19 protein-coding genes and 1 pseudogene are annotated in these 19339 nt (G+C 35.2%); 12 read left to right on the top strand and 8 right to left on the bottom strand.

Features of this window, described 5'->3' with window-relative positions; genetic code table 11:
* Nucleotides 1–49: 49 nt before the first annotated feature.
* The 6 genes from HF196_RS05735 to pgsA form a co-directional block, all read right to left on the bottom strand.
* Entirely contained in the window at nt 50–988 is a 939-nt protein-coding gene (locus tag HF196_RS05735; RefSeq protein WP_168456211.1) for an SPFH domain-containing protein, read from the bottom strand.
* Nucleotides 972–1937 (bottom strand): M23 family metallopeptidase, encoded by a 966-nt coding sequence (locus tag HF196_RS05730; protein ID WP_168456210.1) that lies wholly within the window; start codon nt 1935–1937, stop codon nt 972–974. The genes HF196_RS05735 and HF196_RS05730 overlap by 17 nt, the downstream gene beginning before the upstream one ends.
* A gap of 3 nt (nt 1938–1940) precedes the next feature.
* Nucleotides 1941–2681, bottom strand: coding sequence for a YebC/PmpR family DNA-binding transcriptional regulator (locus HF196_RS05725; RefSeq protein ID WP_168456209.1), 741 nt, complete (start codon nt 2679–2681; stop codon nt 1941–1943).
* A gap of 59 nt (nt 2682–2740) precedes the next feature.
* A complete protein-coding gene (locus HF196_RS05720) occupies nt 2741–3454 on the bottom strand; it encodes an outer membrane protein assembly factor BamD (RefSeq protein WP_168456208.1) in 714 nt (237 codons plus the stop codon).
* 75 nt (nt 3455–3529) lie between these two features.
* Nucleotides 3530–4510: a hypothetical protein gene (locus HF196_RS05715; RefSeq protein ID WP_246198555.1), complete on the bottom strand. Its 981-nt coding sequence runs from the start codon at nt 4508–4510 to the stop codon at nt 3530–3532.
* Between the two features lie 106 nt (nt 4511–4616).
* Complete coding sequence (gene pgsA / locus HF196_RS05710; RefSeq protein ID WP_168456207.1) at nt 4617–5159, bottom strand: CDP-diacylglycerol--glycerol-3-phosphate 3-phosphatidyltransferase; 543 nt, start codon at nt 5157–5159, stop codon at nt 4617–4619.
* Nucleotides 5160–5295: 136 nt separating this feature from the next.
* Here pgsA and HF196_RS05705 point away from each other — a divergent pair, with 136 nt between their 5' ends.
* From HF196_RS05705 to gyrB, 8 genes are all read left to right on the top strand, one after another.
* Entirely contained in the window at nt 5296–6615 is a 1320-nt protein-coding gene (locus tag HF196_RS05705) for a malic enzyme-like NAD(P)-binding protein (RefSeq protein WP_168456315.1), read from the top strand.
* Between the two features lie 51 nt (nt 6616–6666).
* On the top strand, nt 6667–6885 hold the full coding sequence (locus HF196_RS05700; protein WP_168456206.1) for a BolA/IbaG family iron-sulfur metabolism protein: 219 nt from the start codon (nt 6667–6669) through the stop codon (nt 6883–6885).
* A gap of 15 nt (nt 6886–6900) precedes the next feature.
* Entirely contained in the window at nt 6901–7224 is a 324-nt protein-coding gene (gene grxD, locus HF196_RS05695; protein WP_168456205.1) for a Grx4 family monothiol glutaredoxin, read from the top strand.
* 192 nt (nt 7225–7416) lie between these two features.
* The gene (locus tag HF196_RS05690) at nt 7417–7743 is read left to right on the top strand and encodes an ECH_0659 family protein (protein ID WP_168456204.1); all 327 of its coding nucleotides are present in this window, start codon (nt 7417–7419) and stop codon (nt 7741–7743) included.
* A gap of 216 nt (nt 7744–7959) precedes the next feature.
* On the top strand, nt 7960–8499 hold the full coding sequence (locus tag HF196_RS05685; RefSeq protein ID WP_168456203.1) for a head-tail connector protein: 540 nt from the start codon (nt 7960–7962) through the stop codon (nt 8497–8499).
* A 432-nt stretch (nt 8500–8931) separates the two neighbouring features.
* On the top strand, nt 8932–9993 hold the full coding sequence (locus HF196_RS05680; protein WP_246198553.1) for an ankyrin repeat domain-containing protein: 1062 nt from the start codon (nt 8932–8934) through the stop codon (nt 9991–9993).
* 119 nt (nt 9994–10112) lie between these two features.
* Nucleotides 10113–11357, top strand: a complete 1245-nt coding sequence (locus HF196_RS05675) for a hypothetical protein (RefSeq protein ID WP_168456202.1) — start codon at nt 10113–10115, stop codon at nt 11355–11357.
* 214 nt (nt 11358–11571) lie between these two features.
* A complete protein-coding gene (gene gyrB, locus HF196_RS05670) occupies nt 11572–13953 on the top strand; it encodes a DNA topoisomerase (ATP-hydrolyzing) subunit B (RefSeq protein ID WP_168456201.1) in 2382 nt (793 codons plus the stop codon).
* A 184-nt stretch (nt 13954–14137) separates the two neighbouring features.
* Here the strand turns inward: gyrB and HF196_RS06045 are convergent, their stop codons facing one another.
* A complete protein-coding gene (locus tag HF196_RS06045) occupies nt 14138–14266 on the bottom strand; it encodes a hypothetical protein (protein WP_256359376.1) in 129 nt (42 codons plus the stop codon).
* A gap of 391 nt (nt 14267–14657) precedes the next feature.
* Nucleotides 14658–15737 (bottom strand): annotated as a pseudogene (locus HF196_RS05665) (IS481 family transposase).
* A gap of 463 nt (nt 15738–16200) precedes the next feature.
* Here HF196_RS05665 and HF196_RS05660 point away from each other — a divergent pair.
* The 4 genes from HF196_RS05660 to HF196_RS05640 all read left to right on the top strand — a co-directional run bounded on the left by HF196_RS05660 (nt 16201) and on the right by HF196_RS05640 (nt 19199).
* Nucleotides 16201–16389 carry a hypothetical protein gene (locus HF196_RS05660; RefSeq protein WP_168456200.1) on the top strand — a complete coding sequence of 63 codons (189 nt, stop codon included), beginning with the start codon at nt 16201–16203 and terminating at the stop codon, nt 16387–16389.
* Nucleotides 16390–16407: 18 nt separating this feature from the next.
* A complete protein-coding gene (locus HF196_RS05655; protein ID WP_168456199.1) occupies nt 16408–16704 on the top strand; it encodes a hypothetical protein in 297 nt (98 codons plus the stop codon).
* A 581-nt stretch (nt 16705–17285) separates the two neighbouring features.
* Complete coding sequence (locus HF196_RS05650; RefSeq protein WP_168456198.1) at nt 17286–17831, top strand: hypothetical protein; 546 nt, start codon at nt 17286–17288, stop codon at nt 17829–17831.
* 333 nt (nt 17832–18164) lie between these two features.
* The gene (locus tag HF196_RS05640) at nt 18165–19199 is read left to right on the top strand and encodes a WD_0033/WD_0034 family tandem repeat-containing protein (RefSeq protein ID WP_168456197.1); all 1035 of its coding nucleotides are present in this window, start codon (nt 18165–18167) and stop codon (nt 19197–19199) included.
* Nucleotides 19200–19339: the final 140 nt, after the last annotated feature.

The raw sequence follows: 19339 nt of genomic DNA, 5'->3' as shown, positions 1-19339 counted from the left end.
TGCTTAGTCTACTAGTCAAGAAATATCACAAATTTGTTAGGCTTTTATGCTAATTATTATCCAAACTAATTGTTGGTTGTGCATCTTGTTCAGAGATCAGGGCAACCAGTAAATTGTTGATCAATTGAACTTTTTGCTTGCCGTCTAATTGTACGCTTTTATTCTTTTCAAAGTGAGCTATTACTTCCTCGATAATTCTTATGGCGTTCTGTACTATGTGTTTTCTTGCAGAGGTGATAGCATGTGCTTGTTGACGTCTCAACATTGCTTGCGCAATCTCAGATGAGTATGCTAGATGAGATATTCTGGCTTCCTTAATTTCAATCCCTGCAATATCTAGTCTTTGTTGTAGCATTGATCGCAATTCATCTGAAATTTTATCGGAATTTTTACGTAAAGATTCCTCGTCACTTTCGCTGTCATATGGATAATTGCTTGCTAGTTCTCTTATCACTGAATCGCTTTGTACAGAAACAAACTCATGATAGTTATTAACATTATAATGTGCCTTTGCTGGACTGCTCACTCTCCAAACAATCACTGCTGAGATTTCTATAGGACTTCCGTTTGCATCATTCACTTTAATTTTTTCTGTGCTGATGTTTTGAAATTTTAGAGAAATAACATGTTTGTTTGTAAACGGGATTGTAACAAATATCCCAGATTTAAAATAAGTTCCAATGTAATGACCAAAAAATTCTATTACTCTTGCTTCATTAGGATTATTGATGAAAAACCCTGTTGGTAAAATTATAAATAAGATCACGAATAGGATTAAAAATGGGATTATTAACACTAAGGCAGTGATACCATCCATTGAAAGCAGGTTGCTGTGTATTGAAACTGGAATATCATACATCACAAGCAGTGATAGCGGTACTGCTATTAATATTACCACTAGTATTAATGCGGGAAAAAGCTGGATTTGACTTAAGTTTCTATCTTCTATCGTATTCTTGTCTACGTTGTCTTTAAACTTCTTTTCCACCTGAACCCTCTTTGTTGATCATTTTATCTATCTTATTCACAAATAGTTTAAACTCCTTTAATTCACAATCAACCAATCTTATTTCATTTTTATGCGCTATTGTGAGTGGATCGATATACTTACCATTATATATAACTTCGTAATGTAAATGGGGTCCTGTTGCAACACCAGTGCTACCAACATAAGCGATGACTTGTCCTTGTTTCACTTTGGAACCTGACTTTATATTATTACTAAATCTACTTATATGTGCATAGCAGGTTGAATATCCATTTTTATGTTTTACTTTTATGTATTTACCGTATCCTCCATTATTTCCTATATATTCTATCACACCTTCTGCAACAGCATATATAGGAGCACCGAATTTAGCTGCATAGTCTACTCCTTTGTGAAAAACAATTTTGCCGCGAATGGGGTGCTTTCTATTGCCAAATTTTGAGGATATGCGAAAATCTCCATTTAAAGGACTTACAAAAGCTTTACCTCTTAGGCTGATTCCCTCTTTATTAAAATATTCTTCTTTGCCATTTTGTGATTTATAGTGGTATAAGCTGATGGCTTTTTTGTTTGTTATAAGTGAAGTATACAAAATCTTTTCTTCGGTCTTTTGATCGCTAGTCGACCTCTCAAAAAGAACCTCCAATTTACTTTCTGGCACAATATCTTTTTTAAAGTTTGTACCGAAGCTTTCATATATATCAATTAACTTCATTACTGTATTTGGAGCTAAACCTTGTTCAACTCCCGTAGCAAAAAAGGAAGATTTTATATTGCTGGATATGAATAGCAACTTTCTATTACATATTGAGCTTTCTGTTATCGAGGCAGCTTGACCCATGTCTTTTTTTTTCCTGATTCCGTGCTGGAATAACTCTGAGGGATCTGTTGACGCTCCAGTTGTATATAATGGTAAAGTAAAGAGTAGTATAAATATAATTAATTTCATGATTTAAGTGGTGCCAGCAAAAGCAAAGTTACCCTCAACATACTGGACATCATCATTATCTTCTAACTCTTCAACCAATTTAGATAATTTATCAATTAATTCTTCATCACTAATTTCAATTAGATCCTTTGGCTGCCATGAAAGACGAGCAAGTTCTGGCTCTCCAAATTTTGCATAAAAGGCATCACGCACTTTGCCGAAATCTTTCACTTCACAGGTTATAACATGTAATCCTTCTTTATTATTTTCCTCAACATTCAATACTTCTAATTCGATTCCATGATTGAATAGATCTTCAAAATTTACGCCCTCTGCTTTGTAGACGATTAAGCCTACATGATCGAAAAGGTAACTAACACTTCCTGTTTCTCCTAAATTTCCGCCTCTGCGAGAAAAAATATAACGCACTTCAGAAGCAGTTCGATTGCGGTTATTTGTCAGAGCATGGACAATGAGTGCAGTGCCAGAGGGTCCATAGCCTTCATATTGTATTTCTTCATAATTCTCTCCTGCAACACCACCAGTTGCATTTTTTATCGCTGTCTCTATTTTATCTTTGGGTAAATTTTCCTTGCGTGCAGCAAATATAGCAGAACGAAGGCGTGGATTGAGTTCAGGATCAGGCAGCCCTTGCTTTGCAGCAACTGTTATTTCTCTAATTAGCTTTGTGAATTTTTGAGAGCGTTTTGCATCCTGAGCACCTTTACGATGTTTTATATTTGAAAATTGTGAGTGACCAGCCATATTCAAATAGTTAAAAGCTTGATTATATACCAAGACATGGAGAAAGCTAAAGCAAATTTTCAGGTTTCGCCCAGAACTTCATCTTTCCTTTTGAGTTTCTCTGCTAATATACTTTCATACTGCTCAGCTTCGAAGTCAAGACCAAGAGCTGAATGGGCTGTGATTAAATAGTTCACAGACCCAGAAAAGTAGCTAGAATCTTGGTTGCTTATTATATTTCGAAAGCGCTTAATTGCTGCTAAATACTCACCGCGCCTTAAATAGAACCTACCAATGGAGTATTCTTTTGCTAATATATGCTCTGTGATTAGCTTCACTTTTTCCTTCATCTCCTCTGTATGTTCATTTTGTGGAAAGAGATTAATATACTCAGTGGCCAACTCTAAAGTTTTATATGCAGTTTGTTGTCCAAGCTGAACTTTATTGATTTGCATGTAATAAGATAGGACCCTTAAGTAATACACATACGGTAAATCTTCACCACTTGAATAAATGCGTATATAATCATCCATATCACTAGCAGCACCGCTGTAGTTACCCATGTTATAGTGGGAAACACCAGACAACAATTTTGCCTTCATTGCCCAATTAGAAAAAGGGTACAATTCCTCTATTCTTTGAGCAGCTCTGATGGCTTGTTTATATTTTTTTTGATCAAAAAGTTTGGCTGCTTCCTCATATAGTTCAGTTTCAGTCTTTTCAAGATCGCCTGCATAGGATTGTGTAAAGGAGCAAATCAGTAGAGTAAAGCACATGATTAGAGTCTTATACATAAGATTTTTTTTGATCAAAATAAAGTATAGACCAAATCTCATCTAAATAAACAAATTTCTGAGATTATCACAAAGTTATTGTAAACAAGACGACGGTCCTTCTTGGTTTAGGCTACCATTATTATTTACTACACTTGGGACAGTGTTAATATGTCTAGGACCTTTTTCTTCCACTTTTGGGTCTTTTAGCGTCTTGCTATGGGAATATATAGTCAGTACCTGTATAACCATAAAAAGCGCAATGCCTATCAAACCTAAAGTAGGTCCTACAGCAGGACTTAACGAAGATGCCAGTGCTATTAACAGTATCCTTCTTATTAGGAATACAGAAGCACCAGCAAGTGCTAATCCAGCCATAGACATATTGCTAGTTTTTGCTTGAGATTTCTCATCAAGATTAGGCTTTTCTGTTTCCTTTTTCTTGTCTTTTCTATGCTCATCAATATAAGAATAAAGAGTTGTAAGAAAAGCAATTGCATTGGCAAGGAATAAAATTGCATCTTCTGCCACTTCAAGAGAAGATACTTCACCTAGTGCCATACCTACAATAACGAGTGCAGTTGTTATGGCTTCGATATAGACCAAACACTCGCTTACACTAGGAAGATCATGCCCTTTTTTCTCTGCTTTTTCTCCATCTTCAAGATCTTTCAATTCTCGCTCTTTTTCGGCTATTTTCCTGTTATTATAGATTAAATATAGTGTACAGATAAGAGATAAGACTGTGAAAGGCAATATAGTGTGACTTAATGCACCACTTATAACACCAAGCAATACCTGATTGCTACATACTTTTTCCAGCTCAATAGCCATCAGCAATGCAAATGGAGCCATTGTGACCAATGATACACATTGTCTATATAGCTCTCTTTTTTTTAGCGTTAACAGTTCTTGTTCGAGCTTCTTCCTTTTTTCTGTTGCTTCTTTTTTGTTTAGTATTGATAACTCCTGTTCAAGTTCTTTCCTAGCTTTTTCTTCATGACCATTGACTTTTTCATAGCCATCTGCTGTAGGACTTGCTACGTAGAATGTGCTATTACCCACTTCATATGTCATATCAATCCTATTGACTTATAAACTAATATATTATACAGGATTTCAATTACTTAGTCAATTTTGTTAAAACCTTAACCATTTGTATATTAATTATTTTTCAAGAAATTCAGCCAATTTGTTTGACTCCAGCTAGGACGTAATTATAGCCTGACCACACAGTTATAATTGCTGCAATCCATAGGCAAATTGCACCTACATGTTGAGCTGTTTCATAATCACCCATTATTAGTGCTACGACAGCAACCATCTGCAAAAATGTTTTGATTTTTCCGGCTTTGCTTACAGGCAGGCTAACATTTGTAGCTATTAAAAACTCCCGTAAACCAGAAACTAATATCTCTCTACAGACGATTATGACTGATGGTACTATTGTGAAATCATTTATCTTGTGTTTATAAACTAACATGATTATTGTTGAGACCACTATTAATTTATCAGCAATTGGATCAAATAGCTTGCCAAATTTTGATTGTACTTTCCATGCGCGCGCTAGGTAACCATCGAAAAAATCTGTAATGCATGCAAATATAAAGATTGATATTGTAATCAAGTTTGCATACTTATTTTCTATATAAAAACTTAACATTATTGCTGGCATTGCAAGCGCACGAGAAATTGTCAGTAAATTAGGCAAGTTTTTCTTAAACATGCAGTGTAACTTTAATGCAGTATGGTAAACTTATACAGAAGTGAAGTGCAATTCACAAGTCAATAGTTTGCAATTGAACATTTATAAAAATTTAATATACTTAAAAATTATGAGCTCAAGACATAATGATATAATGATGAACGATGATTTAGATAGTACTACAAAACAAGAAGCACTTAAGTATCACAATAGGGGCAATAATCCTGGTAAAATATCTATCTTGCCAACAAAGCCCTTATCTACCCAGTATGATTTGTCACTTGCTTATTCCCCTGGAGTTGCAGCTCCATGCCTTGAGATAGCTAAAAATCCTGATTTAGTTTATGATTATACGGCGAAAAGTAACTGCGTTGCTGTAATTTCAAATGGTACTGCGGTGTTGGGGCTTGGCAACATCGGGCCTCTTGCCTCAAAACCTGTTATGGAAGGCAAAGCTGTTTTATTTAAGCGTTTTGCTGACATTGACGCGGTTGATATAGAAGTTGGTACAGAAGATATAGAAGGTTTCATTAATTCAGTAAGGTACCTTGGGCCAAGTTGGGGGGGAATAAATTTAGAGGATATAAGATCCCCAGACTGTTTCATAATAGAGAAACGTCTAAGTGAATTAATGGATATTCCAGTGTTTCACGATGACCAGCATGGAACTGCGGTAGTTGTTGCAGCCGGTATAGAAAATGCTCTTGATATTGCAAGAAAGAAATTAGAAGATGTTAAAATCATCATGAATGGAGCTGGAGCAGCCGGTATTGCTTGTTTAGAGATATTAAAGTCCATGGGTGCTAAAAACATAGTACTATGTGATAAAAAAGGAGTGATATACAAAGACAGAAAAGAGGATATGAACGAGTGGAAGGAAAAATATGCAATTGACACGAAAGAACGTTCTTTACTTGATGCAATAAAAGGTGCTGACGTATTTATCGGGCTATCTGCAAAGAATGTGCTAAATGAAGAGATGCTGAAGAGCATGGGTAAAGATCCTATTATTTTTGCTCTTGCTAATCCTGATCCAGAAGTAAGGCCTGAGTTTGCGAAATCTGTAAGGCCAGATGCAATAATCGCAACTGGTAGGTCAGATTACAATAACCAAGTCAATAACGTAATGGGGTTTCCTTACATATTCAGAGGAGCGCTTGATGTGCATGCAAAAACAATAAACAACGAAATGAAAATTGCAGCTGCAGGTGCAATAGCAAAGCTTGCACATGAGCCAGTGCCCGATGAAATGTCTGTAGCTTATGGCGGTCGTAAAATGAGCTATGGACGTGAATATATAATACCTACTCCATTTGATCCAAGATTAATTTCAATAGTCTCTCCTGCAGTGGCAAAAGCTGCAGTGCACTCAGGTGTTGCTAGAAGAACAATACAAGATTGGGATAAATATGAGAATCAATTAACGTCTCGTCTTGCGAGTGCTCTCAGCACAATGAATTTATTGTCTTCACGATAATCAATTGCATATAATTGTTTTAGATTTATAATAAAAATTTAAAGTAAGTTAATGGTTATCGCAATTCATGAATTAGAGAAAATTATCAAGCAATCATTTCCTGATGCTGACGTAGAGATTAACGATCTTGCTGGAGATGATGACCATTACCATTTAAAAATAACCTCCAAGCATTTTCTTGGAAAGACAAAATTAGAACAGCATAGAATGGTGTATAAGGCTTTGGAAGGTCAGTCCATACATGCTTTGCAGTTGGAAACTAATGCTTAAGATTAAGGTGAATTTATGAACAATTTTGAACAAATAAAAAAAGATATAGTGGAGAATGATGTGGTGTTATACATGAAGGGTACTTCTGATTTTCCTCAATGCGGATTTTCTGGGCTCGTTGTGTCGATTCTGAAAAAGTTAAACGTAAGGTTTAAGTGTGTTAACATACTAGAAGATGATGAGATACGTCAGTCCATAAAACAGTTTTCTGATTGGCCAACAATTCCACAATTATATGTAAAAGGAGAGTTCATCGGTGGCTGTGACATTACTCGTGAGATGTATGAAAAAGGTGAACTGCAAAGCCTGCTAAAAGAAAAAAATATTATTGCGGAGTAAAAAAAGATATTATTCACTGTGCAAAGCCAGTACCTGTATATAGACTTGACTTTTTGAAATTTTTCATTGTGCTCAAGCATAATTTACTATTAATAAGGAAATTTGTTTTATGCAACGGCATGTTGCAATATAAATTTTTTGCTTTGGTAGTTTTTTATATTATAATTATAATAGTAGTTAAGTTGGATAGGTATGAAGGCTTTCACAAAAAACCTTAAGAGTAAGGAAAAAAAGCTGGAGGAACTTAATGAAGAAATTGAAGATATAACAACTGCAGCTCAAGATAAATTTGCGCACGAACTTGAAAATGTTACATATGATAGTGTACAGAAGTTTCGCGGTTTGCTTGCCAAGGAGTTAAACACCATCTTCAACAATATTCATTCTCAAAATGTCAATTTGCTGAAATCCGGCCTAGTTGAGTACGCTGTAAGTTCAAACTTTATCAATCAAAAGGGAGAAACAGCTTTAATACGTTCTCTTCTTAATGTAGTAGAGCACACAATAAAGAACTTATAGCAAAACTAAGAATTTCAAGCGTTTAGAGTTGCTACTATACAGGTTTTAACTTAACATTGAACGCAAGAAATGGTATTCCTTTAGCATTGCTCTTCTCATCAGAGTTGTTGCTAGGAAAACCAGTCTTCTTTCTTGTCACCTAGGTACTAGAATTAGAAGTTTTTTTATAGGATGACAGGAAATGGAATTAGCTATATATAAATAAGGGGGGTTATTATGTCTACTTTGCCAAGAATACGTGTACAACGTAAATCCAAACTTAAATCTTTTCCGGTTACTTTAGAGGAAGTTAAGTCTTTCCTACGCATTGAGAGTGATCAGGATGATAAGTTAATTTCAAACCTGATTTTTATGGCAACCGATTATGCAGAGTGGTATATGGAAAAGTCGCTGGTTAAGCAAACATGGCAAGTTTCATGTGAAGGCCATATACCTAATAGAATCTATTTAAGTTATGGTCCCGTGAGAGTAATAATATCTGCTACTGCAACGATGTCTAAAAATCAAGAAAAGAGGACACTCAAGTATTACTTCAGCGACATAGGAGGCTACATTGAATTTTTTAATCACTTGAATGCAATAAGAGTTGAAATTGTGTATGAAGCTGGCTATGATAAAGTTCCTGAGCAGATAAAATTAGGCATTATGCAGCATGTTTCTGCTCTCTATAAAAATCGTGAATCAGAAGTGAATAGCTATTTATCCGAAGTAAAAGGAGTATACTCCCCATTCTGCGAGCTGAAAGTTGTGTTGTAGATAAGCATGAAATGAAGAGGCTATGCAAATAGCTGACACTGGAAAATTAGTCATAAACAATTACACTTGCGGTATTTTTGATCAGAAAACTGGATTGTATCTATAAATCAAAGCCGTAAGGCTATAAAAGGCTTGTATTCGGCGTACTATTGTTTAATTTTCCGAACTGTGTGCACTGCATGTCTTGCTAAAACTTCAGTTTTTACTTATATAGCTAAGGCAACTTAAGAGCACACAGCGTAGGAAAAATGCCAATATTAAAAATGGAGAGTAAATTGTTTTTTTCTGTTTGGGTTATACGAGAAGTCTATTGTATTGGACTTGTTGCAAGTAAAGCGTCTTTTCTCGACTAAAATTTTTATTAATATTATATTAATAAAAACTTAATAATAATCCTTAACAATATATGAATTGACATGTTCGCAATTCCATATGATAGAGGACATAGAAGGATACTTTCTTAGAATAGGCACAAAGAAAATAAAGCTAAGTTCAGCGGAGCTTAGAGATCCTTGTTGTATGTCAAATTTGTTGTCTAATATCATAGAAGGGAAAAACGAATGGGCAAAACTTGATAAAACTGCTCGATTAGAGGTAATTGAGGAATTAAGCAAGAATTTAGTTAATTTAAAAACAAATCTTGATACGCATAATGAAGGTGGGCGTACCCCTTTGTATGTTGCAATTTTGGAGGGTAGCGTTGAAACTGTAAAACTACTAGTAAAATATGGTGCAAACGTCAATGATAAATACGAACGCAATCATACACCACTACATGTTGCTGTTGGACGCAAACAATTAGAAATAGTGAAATTGCTGATAAAAAGTGGAGCACATGTTAATGCAAAAACTAAAAACCATGGTAAAGACGATTTAACACCAATGCACTTTGCAATTTTTGCAAATACACCAGAATTTATAGAACTCTTAACTGACCATGGTGCAATAATTAACGAAAGAGAAAGCACCGAAGGGTATACTCCTCTGCTTTTTGCTGCTTTGTATGGAAGTAAAAGTATAATACGAGCCTTGATCGATAAGGGGCAAAATATTGAAGATACAGATAATAGTGGACGGACGGCACTATTTTTGGCTGCTAGGCAATGTACTGAAGCAGAAAATGATAGTAGAGTAGAAGTTATCAAGTATTTGATAAATGAGCTCGAAGCAGACGTAACAAAAAAAGACAATAACAATAATACGGTACTTTTTCCTGCTGCAAATAATTGCTCTGGGAAAGTGGTAAAACTCATCATTGAACGGTATGTGAGAACCTTTGGTAAAGATCAGCTAGAAAACTTTATCAATCACAAAAATAAAGCTGGAATGGATGCTTTAGATATTGCACTGAATAGTGGAAATGAAAAAGCTATCAAGGTTCTTAAACTGTATGGAGCAGATATTGAAAATAAGATAGATACTACAGTAAAACCAAGCAGTATTCTTGATAAGGTAGAAAGTTACAAAGTAATACTTCCAAGGCAAAAAGTATAAGGTTTTATATAAAACAACTATCAATCCACAATAAATTATAGAGAGGTATGGTGTGCTCAAATTTTTTATTGCCATATTTTCACAACATTGTATGCTAATAATAATATAAGGTGTGTAATATGTTAGCAGGCGAAAATAATAATCAACAACAAGATAGGATAAATAGAGCACAGGCTCTAGTAGAAAGAGTGCAAAATGCTTATAGTAATACTAGTAAAATTAAAAGGTTTTTTAACATAATTTTACTGGTAAGCATGATTCCTCCTTTCTTTTTGCTTGTACAGTTCCTTTTGTATTCATGGTTAGTGGATTATTTTCTGAAACCTGGTGAAAATGAAACAAAATTATCAGCCTGGCCAAAAAATGTCATTAGGTTAATGTTAAAAACTGTTTTAGTTGTATGTATTATTACTTCTTGTATATTTTTAGCATTGCCTGCGCTATTCTTATGGTTATTAAACCGAGCACTCATTGAAGAGATACGGCAATTTTTTAACTTAATGCAAGAAGTTCCAGAGGAAGAAATGCAACTTTTCATGCATGATTTAGTTAATGTTCTGCCTTTTGTTGCACAAACTACTCATGATCCAAACGCGGTTTCTAGTGTAAACTTAAGTGTTGATAAACTTGTAAAAAAATACAAAGAGAACTTAAGCCGGGAGGAGTTTTATATACAACTAAATAGAGGAAATACAACTGATATTGAGGAGTATATTAGACAGTCAAATGAGTTTAAAGCAGATGAAAAGTCTCAAGCTCTTGAGTGTTTGCAGTTTGTCAACATAATGACAGAAGATAGTTTTAAAGACAATTATAGTCAGTTAACACTAAAGCAAGCAGCTATTTTGTGTTGGAAAGCTTGCAGTGACAGAAATACAGGGATGGAGGGCCAAGCAGTTCCTTTAAGCGATAGAGATATAAAAAATAGAAAGGATATGTTTGTAAGAGGTCTTATAGATGCAGCGACAACTTATGGCAACCAAGGTCAAAGTTGTGCTGGTGGAACATACAATAAGCTATTTGAATCTTTAGCTGGTTTGCATCCATTAGTGGTTATTACTCTAGATGAAAAGGAAGCCAGTAGAATGGTGGAGGAAACAATCACTCAAGGATTTCCAGAAATGGCTAGGGAAAATCTCAAAAATTTCTCTGGGAAAGAGCAAGAAAAAATTCGTAATGAGTTACCAGAATTATCACCTGAAACGGTAAGATATATTATAACTACACATTCAGCGCTTGAGAAAAAGTTCAAGGAATTCAGCAGCAAGCTGGATAATAATAAACAGAAAGAAATATCAGAAACTTGTATGAATAATTTATCCTACGTTGAGTTGGGAAATCCTTCAACCGAAAGGGCAAAGTAAATTATACTGCGTTTTAGTCACTCACCTTGAAGCGTAAAACAGAGTTTGTATAATTATTTTCAATTTGGTCTGTCTGTTCAAATCACTTTGTATAGACAGTTTAGTATGCATTATTTATGTATTATGGCCAAGGATCCTTCTTTCGACTTAAAAATGTTGCTAATCAGCACATACAAATGTAATATTAGTTAATATTTATAAATGACACGATTCCATGGAAAGTAATTACAACGCTGATGCAATAAAAATCTTAAGAGGTCTGGATGCTGTAAGAAAACGTCCAGGTATGTACATTGGTGATACTGATGATGGATCTGGTCTGCATCATATGGTATATGAGGTTGTTGACAACGCGATAGATGAGTCTTTAGCCGGGTATTGTGATAAGATCGAAATTAGCATAAATGAAGATGGCTCAGTATCTGTAACTGACAACGGTCGTGGCATTCCAACTGATATTCATGAGGAGGAAGGAATATCAGCAGCAGAAGTAATAATGACCCAACTGCATGCAGGTGGTAAGTTTGACAACAATACCTACAAGGTTTCTGGCGGGTTACATGGTGTTGGGATCTCAGTTGTAAATGCATTATCGAGTTGGCTAGAATTAACCATTTGGCGTAACAAGAAAGAGCACTTTATGCGCTTTGAAGATGGTGAGTCCATTGAACCCTTGAAGGTAGTAAATGAAAACACAAGCAAAAGAGGGACGAGAGTAACGTTCATGCCGTCAACAGAAACTTTTAGTGGCATTGATTTTAGCTATTCTACCCTTGAGAATCGTATCAGAGAATTAGCATTTTTAAATTCAAATATCAAGATCTCTTTGCGTGATCTACGCAACGAACCACATGTAGAGTCTCACTTTAACGATGGCAAACAGTCTGAGGATAATTTCGGCACAGCAAATTTTGTACGGTACTTAGACAAAAACAAGACACACGTTACCAAAATTACCAGCATGAGAGGTGAAGCAAGAGATCTTGGCATTAGCATAGAAATCTCGATGGAGTGGAATGATTCTTACTATGAGAACATGTTATGCTTCACTAATAATATAAGGCAACGGGATGGTGGTACGCATTTGGCGGGGTTCAGGTCCGCACTAACTAGATGTATCAATAACTATGCAACCAATGAAGGGTTTTTGAAAAAGGCAAAAGTGAATTTGACTGGAGAAGATGTAAGAGAAGGGTTAACCTGTGTTTTATCTCTCAAGATGCCTGATCCTAAGTTTTCTTCACAAACAAAAGACAAGTTAGTCAGTTCTGAAGCACGCACAGTCGTGGAAAGCATTGTTTTTGACAAATTGAGTACAATACTTGAAACTGATCCAAAGTTAGCAGCAAGCATAGTAGAAAGAGCCATCAGATCAGCTAAGGGCAGAGAAGCTGCAAGAAAGGCACGAGAATTAGTTAAAAACAAAAACAGTATTGATATTTCTACTCTACCTGGAAAGCTTGCTGATTGTCAGGAAAAAATTCCTGAATTATCAGAGTTATTTATAGTAGAAGGTAATTCCGCAGGTGGTACTGCAAAGCAGGGGCGTAATCGTAAAACACAAGCGGTGCTTGCTTTAAGGGGGAAGATTCTAAACGTAGAACGTGTAAGTTTAGATCGTATTTTTTCATCTGCGGAAATTGGTTCTTTAATTACTGCAATTGGAGCTGGCATAGGAAGTGAGCATTTTGATATTGAGAAAGCTAGGTATCATAAAATTATCATTATGACAGATGCAGACGTTGATGGTTCACATATAAGAACTTTAATTCTAACTTTCTTTTTTCGGTATATGCGTGAAATAATTGAAAAAGGGTATTTATATATAGCGCAACCACCTCTTTATAAAGTCACAAAAAATGCTAAAGATACTTATATTAAAGATGATGAAACTTTTGAAGAGTATATAGTAAACTCAGCAGTTAAAAGATTAACATTAAACGGCGGCACAGATAAAGATTTACGCTTTGTTTTGAATAAATGCCTTTATATTTCAAACATTAGCAAAAATTACGACAGGGAAATACCACAAAACCTATTGGAGTCATTACTAATTTTAAGCAAAAAAAATGCTTTATCATCTGCCGATGAGATATTGAAATATTTGGAGTTGACTCATGGCGAATATGATTGGGAAGTAGAAGTAAAAGATGAAGAAAGAGAAGTTCACATCTCTAAATTATTTCAAGGATTAGCAGACAAATATGTATTTCCGCTTAGCATGCTTGAAAGCAAAGAGGTACGTAACATATTGAGCGCACTTGATGATATAATTGACTTATTCAATGGTGATTCATTGTTAAAATCACAAGAAACTGAAATAAAGGTCAGATCTCCGAGTGCACTTGCAAAAATAATAATGGACTATGGTAAAAAAGGTTTAACTCTACAGAGATTCAAAGGTCTTGGTGAAATGAATGCCGACCAACTTTGGGAAACTACACTTAATCCAGAAACCAGAACTTTGCTAAAAGTTGAAATCAAAGATTGTGAAGAGGCAGACAGCATGTTCTCGGTGCTAATGGGTGATATAGTTGAGCCGCGCCGTGATTTTATCAATAGCAACGCACTTAATGTACATGATGTTGATATTTAAACTTTTTTGATTAACATATCTAGATAAAAAGGCTAAATATTTATATCTATCTATGTATCTGTTCAAGGGCGTGGCTAATATGCAAATATTGAAGCAAAAGTGGTGTTATGCAAGTAGCTGACACTGGGATCTAGTTTCACTTTATGGTTGTGTCATTCCAGTGCTTGACACTGGAATCCAGCTTTTAATGCAACCCCTCACCAAAAATATTGTGTTTTAACATAAGGTTAGCTACTTTTATACTCAGTATCCAATCGAAATCCCTGGATCCCAGTGTCACGTGCTGGAATAACACCCTTTGTTGTAAATTCACTTTTACTCTATGGTTATCTTTTTATACTACCTTGTCTACCTTATTTTGCCACTCTGCTGAACAGATACTCCATCTATTATTTCTTAAGCCACTCCGCTGAACGTACAATGATGTCGACTTAAGAGCCTCAATTAGCAACCTTTCCTAAAGACATGATAGCATTTGGGCTTATCTACTTTATTACAGCTATAGGAAAAACACAATCACTGACATTTTTCCTTAAGTTGACACCATTGTCTGAACAGATACGAAGTGTTTGCTCAAGAGAGGGCTCCTAAGTTACCGCTGGTATCCTTTCAGGGGTGAAAGGCATGATATGAAACTTTAGAAGCACATTTTTCCTACCAAATTTTATAAACTGTTAAAAGCAACACATTTTTCTGTGTCTAGTTTATCTCAACAATTGTGCTTGAAGAGTTTTCTCTACTACACCCCCGAATAGAGATACATTTTTTTGAAAGGCAATTTGTTTAGCACCTAAAAAGGTCTGCATAGGTGTTTTTCCATCGCAATATCCCTCCAAGCAAGATCGTGTCTCATTATAGAAGCATAGCCATTGGTCAACATCCGCTTGCAAATCCTCTAAAGAACTGTAAACCTTCTTTCTAAAAAGAATGTGATAACACTCATCTTGCATAATTTTATGGAATCTCTCACATATACCATTTGTTCGTGGAGAACTGGTTTTAGTGCTAAAATGGTCAATGTTTTCAACTCCCAAATACAGTTGATAAACATGGTTTTCAGGCGGCCTACCACAATACTCTTTGCCTCTGTCTGTTAAAATGCGTGATAATCTAACTTTATGCTCATCAAAAAAAGGAATAACTCTATCATTGAGAAGATCCGCAGCTGCAATAGCCGTTTTCTCCATATACAATTTGACAAATGCAACTCGAGAGTATGTATCGATAAAAGTCTGTTGGTATATCGACCCAATATTCTTGAAATCACCTACATGATAGGTATCCTGACTACCTAAATATCCTGGATATTGAGTCTCAATTTCACCGCGAGCTTCCTTTTGTGCTTTAATTTTCTCTAGAGTAATATGTTATTCTCTTGTTAAAACTATATCACCTTGAGCTACTTTTGCTTCAAGTGTTTTCAATCTCTTTTCAAAAGTTTCAAGACCATTCTTTTTCCATACTGATCTTACCCCGTCAGAAGAGATTGATATGCCTCTTTTTTTTAGTTCTCTAGCTGCACCTACTTGTCCGCGTGCCGGAGATTCTAACGCTACTTCTATTATTATCTTTTCCATATCTTCAGACACTCTATTTGCAAACGACACTTTTCTCTTGCTTATTTCATGTAACACTGTTTCCTCCCCATTTTCACATAATTCCTTGAACCAATTAAATGTGTCCCTTGAGTACCCTTTAGCTTTACATGCTTTAGATGCGTTGTCTAACTGCCTTGCAAGTTCCAATAAACCCAACTTTGGTTTTATTATCCTTTTATCATTCATAACTATCAATTACCTTACTATATTTACTGTCCTTAATCTTACCTCTTTAATTCATCAAATCAAGCATGAATTACCATAATTTTTTAGTAATTTGCACCATCAAAACTTAAAAAGCTTAGAAACCCGCTGTACAACTAGCATTTCAGTAACTATCAACTACTTATACGTATCTGTTCAGCAGAGTGGCAAAATAAGGTAGACAAGGTAGTATAAAAAGATAACCATAGAGTAAAAATGAATTTACAACAAAGGGTGTTATTCCAGCGCATGACGCTGGAATCCAGTGAAAAAAAGAATGGATCCCAGTGCCAGCTACTAAGCCTTATTTTCATTTTTACGCAAAATCGAAAATAAGAGGTCTCTTATGTTCATCCACGCAAATAAGGTAAGCCTTATTTTCATTTTTATATAGAATCGAAAATAAGAGGTTTCTTATTTTCATCAAAGGGTATCATTCTAGCTCGTGACGCTGGAATCCAGTAAAAAAAAGAGTGGATCCCAGTGTCGGGGCACTGGGATGACATTATTAAGTAGCACTGGAATAGCAGAAAAAGGGGTTACAGGGATGACATCCACAACCTTGTCATTCCAGCTCGTGACGCTGGAATCCAGTAGAAAAAAGAATGGATCCCAGTGTCGAGCACTGGGATGACATCATTAGACTACTTGGATGCATCGTAGAGGCTACAGGGATGACATCAACAACCTTGTCATTCCAGCGCGTGACGCTGGAATCCAGCCTTATTTTCATTTTTACGCAAAATCGAAAATAAGAGGTCTCTTATGTTCATCCACGCAAATAGATAAGCCTTATTTTCATTTTTATACAGAATCGAAAATAAGAGGTTTCTTATTTTCATCAAAGGGTATCATTCTAGCTCGTGACGCTGGAATCCAGCCTTATTTTCATTTTTACGCAAAATCGAAAATAAGAGGTCTCTATATGTTCATCCACGCAAATAGATAAGCCTTATTTTCATTTTTATATAGAATCGAAAATAAGAAATTTCTTGTGTTCATCGAAGGGTGTCATTAAAGTAGCTGACACTGGAATCCAGTGAAAAGAGAATGAATGCCGGTGTCATCTACTCGGATGACATCGTTGGGCCATTCGGATAACATCCACAACCCTGTCATTCCAGCCTTTCTGCAGTCTCATTGAAAACGTTGTGTTTTAGTATAAGATTAGCTGCCTTCTATGATCACCAAATCAGTTTAGCAAGCAAACTTTCCTGGATCCCAGTGTCCGCTACTTTGATGACATCGTAGAAGCTACGGGGATGACACCACTTTTGCTTCAATATTTGCACATTAGCCACGTTCCTGAACAGATACCTTTATACGATGTTAGTAAGCCACAAAAGTTTAACAGCTTTTTATGCTTCACAAATTAGCTCATTTCTTAGTTTGAAAACATACTCTTAACATGCAAATTATTGAAAATATTTTTGATAATTATCTGTGTATGGTTTATTTTTTAATAAAATTATTTGCTAAATTTAATTTATTGTGCTAATATTTAGTAAAGTTAACTTTAGGAGTAATAAAATGTTTAGCAATCTTTTTACTAGAATAAGTCAGATATGGAATGAATTTCTCTATGGTCCTTTTTGTACAGGGTTGAGAGATCTGTTTTTTACCGATGATTGTTATATAACAATAGAGTCAAAGCAGGCTGAGCAGAATCAAAGTACAAATGTTACAACTTCTTCATCAGAAATCATTACAGCTTCTGAAAAACAGGACTTGGAATGGTTAGCTCAAATAGACTATTCGTTAGAGAAGTTTAATAAAAGTGGAATTTGTGCCTCTGCGAAAGAGAGAATAATTGCAGCCTGTGAAAAAGTGTCAAGTAAGTTTAATGGAGCTGAAGTAGAAAAAATTAAAAAATTCACTAACGATTACCAAGATAGTGAATGGGAATTTATTGACAAAAATGATTGTAGGTTATCAGAGCAAGAAGATGATACTTGTATCAGTGGTTGGGAAATAATTGAAAAGGCACCAAGTACAGAGATACGTCTATTAGGTATTACAGCAAAGAATAAAGACGGAAAAACATTGTTTGATTTATCAGGGTGTTTCATGAGCTAGGACAGACAACTTTATTGGATGTGTGAGATAAATAAGGGCTTAGCTGAATTTCATGCACAATTACCTTGAGAAGAGAGAACTTTTCAAGAAAAAGCTAAAAAACCCGTTTTGAAGCTAGGTAAGATTTTTAGGAAAGCAACCCATACCTCTAAGGTCAAAGAAGACATAATAAATGCGAGACAACCAAATAACTTAAGACTAGCTGATTTGAGAGAGATCCTAACATTATGGGGTGAGCAGCTAGAAAAGTTTTAGCATCGTAATTGCAGAATTAATAAATTATCAATACAGCTAATTTATATAAAGTAAATGTTATAGAAGAGTAAGCGAGTTATGGTAAACCTAAAAAGTGCTATTAAAGAAAATATAAGTTATGACCTAAAAGGTAATGAGTTAACAGCTCAAGATAAGGCAAGAACCCTTAAGCTGGCGAAGATAATAGAAGAGGGAGAGAGTATTGCTGCAAGTTTCAGACCTAGAATATTTTCATTGAACTATGATACAAATAAAATTCTGAAAACAAAAATTACTTATGAAGGTGAGGAGTTTACACTACTGCATCATGCCATATACCATAAAAATAATGGGGCTGTAAAAGATCTTTTAAAAAAAGCTAAAGACAAAGGGCTTTTAAAAGCAGTATTAAACGAGGAAGTGATAATAAAATGTTCAGACGGAAAAGTAGAAAAGCACGACCCATTTTCTTATGCGGAATCATGCGAAAATGGTGAAGCAAAAGATGCGATTTTAAGGGCGGCACAAGATGGAAAAATCTTGGGAGATATTTTAAAGCCCAATAAAGAACCTATACTCTCAAATACTACAACTGCTACAGAGGAACCAAAAGATACTTATACACTAGAGGATATAGAGGAAGCTCTTGGTGAATGTAAAGAAGTTCTTGATGTCGAAAACCCAAGTAATAATGCAGTAGATCAAGATGCAGACGCAGATGCAGAAATAGAATCATGTAAAAATGTCAGTCAAGATAGTGAAAGTCCTCAATCAGAACATAAAAATAGTAAAGATAATCAAAATACTTTAAAGAAGCAAAAATCAAGTATTCCTAAAAGCCTCTCCTCTGAGCTATATAGTGAATCTTACACAGAAAATTCACAAGGTGAAAAATCACCAAAAAACTTACCTCAATCAATTGCGGCTGGTGTTGTTGGTGCAGGGTTATTGGCTAGTTGTATTACGTTATATATCATGAAGATGCCTGTAGTAGCAGTAGCACTGGGAATAGTTGGGTTAACTTGTGCAGGTTTTGCATTGTATAATTTACTCAAGCCAAAGACTAAATTCGAAGAAATGAAAGATGTCAAACAACATACCGCGCAGCCTCTTCGTAGTTTTTTATGTTGTTAAACTCATGAATTTATTTCCCGGGCTTTTAGGTGGTGTATAGCAGCGATTGCTAAAAGATGTAGAAAAGGGCGCCTAAAGTCTTAAGTGCAATTCTAAGGTCATCTATACGAGACATTTTTTTAGTTACATTCATAAAGTTA

The sequence above is a fragment of the Wolbachia endosymbiont of Ctenocephalides felis wCfeJ genome, from assembly GCF_012277315.1.
Classification (GTDB): Bacteria; Pseudomonadota; Alphaproteobacteria; order Rickettsiales; family Anaplasmataceae; genus Wolbachia.
This window is presented reverse-complemented; position numbering and strand designations above follow the sequence as displayed.